Source organism: Kitasatospora sp. NPDC058218, from assembly GCF_042882445.1.
GTDB lineage: Bacteria > Actinomycetota > Actinomycetes > Streptomycetales > Streptomycetaceae > Kitasatospora.
The window spans coordinates 1-9471 of sequence record NZ_JBHVWC010000086.1; the positions used below are offsets into that span (position 1 = coordinate 1).

Sequence of the window (9471 nt, forward strand, 5' to 3'; positions counted from 1 at the left end):
CCGTCCCCCCCCCCGCGCGGGGGGCGGGCCCCCCCCCGCCGCCCCCCCCCCCCGCCTCCCCTTCCCGGCAGGCCGCCGAGACCACCGCCGCCCCGGTGTTCGTGGACTCCTCCGGCCGCCGCCAGCGGCGGGTCCGCCGACTCGGTCTGCTGCTCGCCGTGCCGGCCGCCGGCTACCTGGTGCTGCTCGCCAGCACGGTGCTCGGCGGCCCCACCGTCAGCGCGCCCTTCCTGCCGTTGCCGGCCCCGCCGAGTGCCGCCCCGCCCGCGCCGGTCGACGAGCCGTCGCCCCCCGTGCCGTCGATCACCGGCACACCCGGGCCGGACAGCGTGCGGCCCGCTCCGGCGCGGTCCACGGGGACCGATCACCGGACCACCGCCCCGGTGGTGGCCACCGCCCGACCGTCCGCCCCGGCGGCCGGTTCCACGCCGTCGCCCGTTCCCACCATTCCCGGCGGCAACGGGAACGGCAACGGAGGGGCCAGCGCCTCCGCCACGCCCGGGCACGGCCGGCCCACCGACGCGCCGGGCAACTCCGGCAACGCCGGTGGCAAGCCCGGAAAGGCCTCCCCGACGCCCTGACCCGGCCGTCCGTCCCCGCACCGTCCGTCTCCGTGCCGGCCCGTCCCCGCGCTTGCCCGCCCCGACACCCATCAGCCCCGCCCGGGCCGTGCCCGTACCCGGGCTCCACTCGGCCCGCCCCCGGCCCTTTCGAGGCCCGGCCTCCCGAAAGCGCCCCCACGTGAGCACCTCCCGCCGTCGAAGAGCCGCCCGTCCCGGGCCCGGCGCCGCCCCGCCCACCCGCCGCGGCCGGCGCGGCGTCGTCCGCCAGGGCCCGCTGCGCACCCACTGGCTGCTGCTGACCGCCCTGCTGCTCACCCTGGCCGCCACCCTGCTGATCCAGGGCTACACCCAGCACCTCTACGACGCCCGTCCCGACCAGGCCGCCCGCCCGGTCGGTGCGGCCACCGTCCCCGAGCAGGTCCGCACCGGCGGCCCGGTGATCGACGCGGCCGGCCCGCAACCCCGTACCGCCAGGCCCGCGCCCGGCACCGTCGCGCTCACCTTCGACGACGGCCCCGACCCGCGCTGGACCCCGGAGGTCCTGGACACCCTGCGCCGCAACGGCGTGCACGCCACCTTCTTCGTGGTCGGGACCCAGGCCGCCGCGCACCCCGACCTGGTCCGTCGGATCGTCGCCGAGGGCCACCAGCTCGGCGTGCACACCTTCACCCACACCGACCTCGGCGCGCAGTCCGAGTGGCGCCGCTCGCTGGAGCTGCGGGAGAGCCAGCTGACCCTGGCCGGCGCCGCCGGGGTGACCAGCTCGCTGCTGCGCCCGCCGTACTCGTCCACCGCCGAGGCGCTGGACGACCCGGGCTGGGCCGCCGTCCAGCAGGCCGGGCGTGAGGGCTACCTCTCCGTGCTCACCACCCTGGACAGCGAGGACTGGCGCCGCCCGGGCGTGGACGAGATCGTCGGCGCGGCCGATGCCGGGCCCGGTACCGAGGGCCAGATCGTGCTGATGCACGACGGGGGCGGCAACCGCTGGCAGACCGTCGCCGCGCTGGACTCCCTGCTGCCCCGGCTCAAGGCACGGGGCCTGCGCTTCACCACCGTCAGCGAGTCGGTCGGCCTGCCCGACCCGGTCCACCCGGCCTCCGGGGCCGAGCACTGGCAGGGCCTCGCCCTGATCTGGCTCCTGCGGACCGGCGACTGGACGCTCGCCGTGCTGGGCTGGCTGCTCTACGCGGCGGGCGCGGTCAGCGTGCTGCGCGCGATCGCCGTCCTGGTCGCCGCCCGCCGGCACAAGAAGCTTCGCCGCCGCCGGCCCTGGGGCCCGCCGGTCACCGAGCCGGTCAGCGTGATCGTGCCCGCCTACAACGAGTCGGCGGGCATCGAGGCGGCCGTCCGCTCGCTGCTCGCCTCCGACCACCCGGTCGAGATCATCGTGGTCGACGACGGTTCCACCGACGGCACCGCCGATCTGGTGGAGTCGCTCCGGCTGCCCCACGTCCGGGTGATCCGGCAGGAGAACGCGGGCAAGCCGGCCGCGCTCAACACCGGAATCGCCGCCGCCCGGGCCGAGCTGCTGGTGATGGTCGACGGCGACACCGTCTTCGAGCCGGACGCCGTCCGGATGCTGGTGCAGCCCTTCGGCGACCCGTCGGTGGGCGCCGTCTCCGGCAACGCCAAGGTGGTCAACCGGGGCGGTCTGCTGGGCCGCTGGCAGCACATCGAGTACGTGGTCGGCTTCAACCTGGACCGTCGGCTCTTCGACCTCGCCGAGTGCATGCCCACCGTCCCCGGCGCGGTCGGCGGGTTCCGCCGCTCGGCGGTGCTGGACGTCGGCGGCGTCGGCGACGAGACCCTGGCCGAGGACACCGACCTCACCATGGCGCTCTGCCGGGACGGCTGGCGGGTGGTCTACGAGGAGCGGGCCAAGGCCTGGACCGAGGCCCCGGCCTCGCTGAGCGCCCTGTGGCGGCAGCGCTACCGCTGGTGCTACGGCACCCTGCAGGCGATGTGGAAGCACCGGGGCGCGCTGCGCCAGCGCGGACAGGCGGGCAAGCTGGGCCGGCGCGGCCTCGGCTACCTGCTGATGTTCCAGGTGCTGCTGCCGCTGCTCGCCCCGGTGGTGGACGTCTTCGCGCTGTACGGGCTGGCCTTCCTCGACCCGGTGCGGATCGTCGGCCTCTGGCTCGCGTTCCTGCTGGTCCAGCTGCTGATGGGCGTCTACGCCTTCCGACTGGACCGGGAGCGGCTCGGCCCGCTCTGGAGCCTGCCGTTGCAGCAGTTCGTCTACCGGCAGCTGATGTACCTGGTGGTGATCCAGTCGGTGTTCACCGCGCTGGCGGGCTCCCGGCTGCGCTGGCAGCGGATGCAGCGGTACGGCAGCCTGCGGGTGCCGGTCCAGGAGGCCCCGGCCCGGGAGGCCCCGCGTCACGACGCTCCGGCGTACGACGTCCCGGGGTACGAAGCCTCGGGCTACCAGACCCCCGGGTACCAGGTCCCGGGCTACGGGGCCCCGATGCACGCTCCGCCGGGGCACGTTGACGCCGGCGGCTATCGTGCACACGTGCACGAGGCGGTCCGTGGCCGCGGGCAGGGCACGTGAGGGGAGCGGTTCCAGGTGATCGGACGGGCGCTTAACGGGCGTTACGAACTCGTCGAGATACTCGGCGTCGGCGGGATGGCCACCGTCTGGCGGGGCGTGGACCACGTGCTGGGCCGCCAGGTGGCCGTCAAGGTCCTCAACGGGGGCCTCGCCGACGACCCGCGCTTCGCCGAGCGGTTCAGCCGGGAGGCGCAGCACGCGGCGATGCTGGTGCACCCGCGGATCGTGATGGTCTTCGACTCCGGTGTGGACCAGGGCTCGCCGTACATCGTCATGGAGCTGGTGCAGGGCTGGTCGCTCGCCGCGCTGCTGGCGCAGCAGCCGGGCCTGCCCGTCGAGCGGGCCGTCGGCATCGCCGCGGCGGTCTGCGAGGCGCTGGAGGTCGCGCACGGAGCGGGCCTGGTGCACCGGGACATCAAGCCCGGCAACATCATGATCACCAACGACGGCGGGGTGAAGGTCGTCGACTTCGGCATCGCCCGGGCCGGTTCGTCCAGCAACCTCACCCAGGCGGCGATGGTGCTCGGCACGGCGGCCTACCTGTCGCCCGAGCAGGCCACCGCCGCCGAGCTGGACGGCCGCACCGACCTGTACGCGGTCGGCTGCGTGCTGACCGAGATGCTCACCGGCGCACCGCCGTTCACCGCCGAGACGCCGGTGGCGATCGCGTTCAAGCACGTCACCGAGCAGCCGCTGCCGCCGTCGGCGCGGCGGGCCGGGGTGCCCGCGGCGCTGGACGCGGCGGTCCTGCGCCTGCTCGCCAAGGACCCGGCCGACCGGCCCGGCACCGGTGCGGCCGCGCGCGCCGAACTGCTCGCGACGATTCCGGGGCTGGCGTTCTCCGATCCCACCAGTGAACTGCTCGCCACCGGTGCGGCCACCCAACTGCTGCCCCCCGTCCCCGGCCGGCCCGCCCCCGCCGCGACCTCGGTGATGGCGCCCGTGCCGTCCGCGCCCCCGGTGGTGGACGAGCCCGTCCGGGAGAGCCGCCGCAAGCCGCTGATCTTCGGCGCGCTGGGCCTGGTGGGGATCGCGGGCGCCGCGATGCTCGCGCTCACCGCCTTCGACGACCCGACCGCCCCCGCCGCGGCGCCGCCGCCGCCCAAGCCGACCCGGACCGCCTCGGCCGCCCCGACGCCCACGTCTCCCGCGCCCGTCACCCCGACCCCGTCGGCGACCCCCACCCCGTCGGCCACCGCGACCCCGACCCCGCCGCGCGGTCAGACCCCCGCGGTTCAGCTCAACGCGCTTCGCCAGGTGGTCGCCCAGACCCAGATGACCAAGGAACGCGACCGCCAGCTCGACCTCCTGCACACCCTCGACGACGCGGCCGCGCGCCTCAACCAGGGGAAGGAGGACGACGCCGTGCAGGAGTTGAAGAACGCCCAGAAGACAGTCCGGGACCTCACCAAGAAGCACGCGATCGACGGGCCGACGGCCCAGAACTGGAACTCCCGCCTCAGCACGTTGATCACCTCCCTCAGCGCCTCCGCCGAGCACGACCAGAACGACTGATCCGGCGACGGGGGAGCACCGCCCCGCCCCCGCCCCCGCCCCCGTGCCGTGACGGCCGAAGCCGGTGCCCGATCGAAGATCGTCGAGCAGTAGGCTCGTCTCGCAACACGACGCGAAGGGGAGCTCAGTGGCGCGGGTTGCAGTGATCGGCGGAGGTATCAGCGGGCTGGGGACGGCGCTCATGCTCGGCCGACGGGGTCACGCGGTGACCGTGTTCGAGCAGGACGCGCGGCAGGCCGGAGCGGACCCGCACCAGGACTTCTTCCACTGGCGCCGGCCCCGGATCCCGCAGGCCGTCCAGCCCCACTCGCTCCTCGCGCCCGTGCGCACCGTGCTGCGCACCGAAGTCCCCGACGTCCTCGCGGACCTGCTGGCGCGCGGGGCCCGGGAGTACCACGACTTCGACTGGTTCGACGAGCACCCGCCGCACCGGCCCGGCGACGAGGAGCTGGTGACCCTGCGCACGCGCCGCATCGTGCTGGAGGCCGCCCTGGCGGAGGCCGTGCGGCGGGAACGCACCGTCGAGGTGCGGCGGGGCCGCCGGGTGGACGCCCTCACCGTCGCGGAGGGCCGCCCGCCCCGGGTCACCGGCGTGCGGGTGGGCGCGGAACCGCACCGGGCGGACCTCGTCGTCGACGCGTCCGGGCGCCGCTCGCCCGTCCCCGGCTGGCTGGTCGCGGCCGGCTGCCGCCCGCCGGTGGTCGAGAGCCACCGCACCGGGATCGCCTATCTGTGCCGCTGGTACCGGCTGCGGGCCGACGGCCCGCGCGACCCCGGGCGGGTGAAGAACGGCTCGGCCGCGCCGTTCGCGCTCGCCGGCGTCTTCCCCTCCGACAACGACACCTTCGCGGTGAACCTGGTGCTCCCCACGGGTGATCCGACCCGTGGCGCGCTCACCGACCCCGCCGTGTTCGAGGCCGCCGCCCGCCTGTTCCCCGCCTGCGCCGCCTGGCTCGACCTGGCCCCCGAACCGCAGTCGGCCGTCCTGGCGATGGCCGGCCTGGACAACCGCTGGACCTCCCTCGCCGACGACGACGGACCCGTCGTCACCGGCCTGGTCAACGCCGGGGACAGCCTCGTCCACACCAACCCCACCCTGGGCCACGGCGTGGCCCTCGGCCTGCGCGCCGCCCAGTACCTCGCCGCCCGTGCCGACGAGACGGCCGCGGACCCCGCCGGCTACCACGCCTGGACGGCGCGGACCCTCCGCCCGTGGTTCGACGCGCAGGTGACGGCCGACCGCGTCAACGGGCAACGCCTCGCCGAGAGCGCGACGCTGTCGGACCGTCGGGCCGCCGCCGTGGCCGCCTGCGCCTTCGAGGATCCCGTCGTCATGCGGGCCCGGGCCCAGGTGCGCCATCTCGTGCGACCGGCCCAGGACGCCTACGGCACCGACGAGGTGGACCGGCACGTCACCGCCTGGCTGGCGGCCCGTCCGGACTTCTCGCCGGAGCACGACGGCCCGACCCGGGAGCAGTGGGACGCGATCGTCGCGCCCGGGCCGTCCTCAGCCCGTGATCCCCGAGGTGGGCGGGACGGTGATCGTGCACAGGCGCTTGGTGGCCCGGGTGAGGGCGACGTAGAGGTCGCGCTCACCGCCGGGGCGGGCGGCGGTGATCCCGTCCGGGTCGACCACGACGGTGGCGTCGAACTCCAGGCCGCGCGCCTGTGAGGCCGGCACCAGGCGGGCGAGCCGCTCGATCCCCGCGGCCGCGAGCTGCTCCGTCCTGTCGTCGGCGCAGATCACCCCGAGCAACTCGCCCGGGTACGCGGCGCCCTGCTCCCGCAGCTCGCGCAGGAGGGCGGTGACGAGCGAGTCCGGGGTCGTGGCGAGGGTGCGGGGCACCTCGCCGCGCCGGATCGAGCGGATCGGCGGCCGGTTCGGGGCGATCCGGGCGAGCAGCTCCTCCGTGGTGGCGAGGATCTCCTGCGTGGTCCGGTAGCCGACGGTCAGGGTGCGCAGGTCGAAGCGGTGTCCGAGGTGCGGGCCGAGGGCCTCCTTCCAGTCCCGGGCCACCGTCGCCGGGCCCGCCTGGGCGAAGTCTCCGACCAGGGTCATCGACCTGCCCGGGCAGCGGCGCACGATCATCCGCCACTGCATGACGGTGAGTTCCTGCGCCTCGTCGACGACGACGTGTCCGAAGGTGTGCTCGGGCGGGCCGTCGACCAGGCTCGCGGCCTCGTCGAGGAGTGCCACGTCGGCGTCCGTCCAGGGCGCACCGGGCGTCCGTGACAGCAGGGCCCGCTGGTCGTCGGTGAATTGCCGCAGGTGCGCGGCCCGCGCGTCGACGTCCGTCAGCAGGGCGTCGACCACGTCGCCGGGCGTGAGCCGGGGCCAGAGGCCCTCCACGGCCCGGTCGAGCATGGCGTCGTCCAGGAGTTCGGCGCGCATGGCGTCGGCGTCGAACTCGTCGGCGCCGGTGGCGGGCGTGTCGTCGACACCGAGGCGGCGCAGGTCGGCCGCCGCGATCCGGTCGAAGTCGAGGCCGGTCAGTTGCGCGACCTGGGCGTCGATGTCTTCGAGCGCCTCGGCGCCGCTGCGGGCGAGCTCGCGGACGACGGCGTCGACCAGCAGCTCCTTGAACAGCTGACGTGCCCGGTTGTGCGCGAGACCGCTGGTCTGTGTCGTCTCCCGCGCCAGTGCGATGTCCTCGTCCTGCAGCCGGATCCACTCCTGCCCGACCCGGGTCTCGAAGTCGCCGTCCGGGGCCTGCCGTGAGCGGACCACCGCGGCCAGCGCGTCGGCCAGTTCGGCACCCCCCTTGAGGCGCGCCACCTCGTAGGGGTCCGCGGCGCCCGGTGCGACGCCGGCCAGTTCCTCGCAGGTCGCCAGGATGACGTCGTTCTCCCCGAGCGAGGGGAGGACCTGGCAGATGTAGTCGAGGAACCGCGCGTTGGGCCCCACGACGAGCACGCCGCGCTCGGCCGCCTTCGGGAACGCGTACAGCACGTACGCGGCGCGGTGCAGCGCCACCACCGTCTTTCCGGTGCCCGGACCCCCCTGCACCACCGTGACCCCGCGGTGCGGCGACCGGACGATGGCGTCCTGCTCGGTCTGCAGCGTGGCGACCGCCGCGCCCATCCGCCCCGTGCGCTTCTCCTGGAGCGCCGCCGTCAACGGACCGTCACCGATCACGTCCTGTGCGGTGGGTGCGGAGCCGTCGAGCAGTTCGTCGCTGACCCCGACCACCGCGCGGCCCGCCAGCCGCAGATGGCGGCGGCGTCGCAGCCGCATCGGGTGGATCGGCGTCGCCTCGTAGAAGGGCCGCGCGGCCTCGGCCCGCCAGTCCACCAGCACCGGCAGCTCGTCCGCGTCCCTGTGCAGCCCGAGCCGCCCGATCCGCAGGACGGTGCCGTCCGCGAGGTCGATCCGGCCGAAGACCAACCCGTCCTCGGCGCCCTCCAGCCGACGGATCTCCCCCGTCAGCCGCCCGGCCGCCAAGTCCCTCTCGTACGCGGTGCCCGCGCCGTCGGGCGAGGCCGCGAGCACGCTCGTCAGTTGCTCCCTCGCCCCGGCCAGTCGCTCGTCGAACAGCTCGCCTATGACGGAGATCTGAACTCGTTCCAGTTCCATCTCGCGTGCGGCGACATCGTTGATCTGAGACAAGAAAATGGCCCCCCTCGGCTCGACCCGCCAGTATGTCGAGGCGCCACTATGCAGAGCCGTTCCGGAAAAGTAAATATTGACCGAACCGGGTCGAATGTGACCTCCGATGCGCCACCGCGCCCACCCGCCCGCGGTCCCGGCCTGCGGCGCGGCGGAGCAACGGGGTTGTGGGTTCGGGCGGGTGCGCGAGATCGTTTGGGGCGATACCCCCGCCGCTGCCTGTTGGAGGACCTTCGTGGCCGAGATCGCGCCCGCATCGCTGCCCGCCCCGCCCTACTACGCGGTGGTGTTCAGCTCCGTGCGGACCGCGGGTGACGAGGGCTACGGGGACAGGGCCGAGCAGATGCTGGAACTGGCTGCCGACCAGCCGGGTTTCCTCGGCGTCGATTCGGCTCGCGGCGCGGACGGTCTGGGGATCACGGTGTCGTACTGGAGGGACGAGGAGTCGATCGCGGCCTGGCGGGGTCACGCGGAGCACGCGCTGACCCGTGCGCACGGGCGCGAGCACTGGTACGGCTCGTTCGCCGTCCACGTGGCCAAGGTCGAGCGCGCCTACGGGTTCCGCCGCCCGGCAGATCTGTAGGCGCTGCGCACACCGGGACGATCAGCGGTAGAAGGTCCGGCCGGCGGCGCCGGACGAGACCGACCAGACCTCGACGATCAACCCGTCGGAGACCCGGAGGATGTCGATCCCGCTCCTGGCGACCGTCCCGCCGTCCTCGGCCACGAAGCTCGCGAGGTAGGGGCGCGCGACAAGCCCGGTCGGGGCGCCGTCGGCAGGCACGAGATCGACGGTGGCGGTCCCCTCCGCTGCGAAGAGCAGCCCGGTGCGGGACTTGTGCCAGGCGGCGACGATCTCGGCGAGCTGCCGAGGGGTGCGGATCCCGTCGAAGGCGTCGGTGCCCGCCTGGGCGTAACGCAGTACGAATTCGGGCGCCATGATCTCGTCGACGAGATCGAGGTCACCGTTCCACATGGCCGTCCACCGGTCGAACAGGCCGATACCGAACGCGCGCATGCCGTTGTCGCCCACAACAACCCCCTGGGTCAAGGATCTTCGGAAGGCGACGACGGTAGCAAGCAGCTAGGACAGTCGCCGACCCGCGCTGCCGGCCGCCCAAGGCGCATCGGAGTGGGGGGGGGGGCCCCCCCGCCCACCCCACCCCAAACCCCCGCGGGGGGCGGGAGGGCGCCCCCCCCCACCCACACCCAAAAAATCTACGACGAATAAT

At 74.6% G+C, this 9471-nt stretch carries 6 protein-coding genes; 5 read left to right on the top strand and 1 reads right to left on the bottom strand.

Going from position 1 to position 9471, the window contains the following annotated elements:
- Positions 1–95 precede the first annotated feature (95 nt).
- The 5 genes from ACFVYI_RS37765 to ACFVYI_RS37785 all read left to right on the top strand — a co-directional run bounded on the left by ACFVYI_RS37765 (position 96) and on the right by ACFVYI_RS37785 (position 8822).
- On the top strand, positions 96–581 hold the full coding sequence (locus tag ACFVYI_RS37765; protein WP_387894035.1) for a hypothetical protein: 486 nt from the start codon (positions 96–98) through the stop codon (positions 579–581).
- A 160-nt stretch (positions 582–741) separates the two neighbouring features.
- Positions 742–3117 (top strand): bifunctional polysaccharide deacetylase/glycosyltransferase family 2 protein, encoded by a 2376-nt coding sequence (locus ACFVYI_RS37770; protein ID WP_387894037.1) that lies wholly within the window; start codon positions 742–744, stop codon positions 3115–3117.
- A 15-nt stretch (positions 3118–3132) separates the two neighbouring features.
- A complete protein-coding gene (locus ACFVYI_RS37775) occupies positions 3133–4632 on the top strand; it encodes a protein kinase (protein ID WP_387894039.1) in 1500 nt (499 codons plus the stop codon).
- Positions 4633–4759: 127 nt separating this feature from the next.
- Positions 4760–6304, top strand: a complete 1545-nt coding sequence (locus ACFVYI_RS37780) for an FAD-dependent oxidoreductase (RefSeq protein WP_387894040.1) — start codon at positions 4760–4762, stop codon at positions 6302–6304.
- A 2170-nt stretch (positions 6305–8474) separates the two neighbouring features.
- Positions 8475–8822 (top strand): antibiotic biosynthesis monooxygenase family protein, encoded by a 348-nt coding sequence (locus ACFVYI_RS37785; protein ID WP_387894042.1) that lies wholly within the window; start codon positions 8475–8477, stop codon positions 8820–8822.
- Between the two features lie 21 nt (positions 8823–8843).
- On the opposite strand, the gene ACFVYI_RS37790 is transcribed toward ACFVYI_RS37785, so the two are convergent.
- Positions 8844–9272: a nuclear transport factor 2 family protein gene (locus ACFVYI_RS37790; RefSeq protein WP_387894044.1), complete on the bottom strand. Its 429-nt coding sequence runs from the start codon at positions 9270–9272 to the stop codon at positions 8844–8846.
- Between the last annotated feature and the right edge of the window lie 199 nt (positions 9273–9471).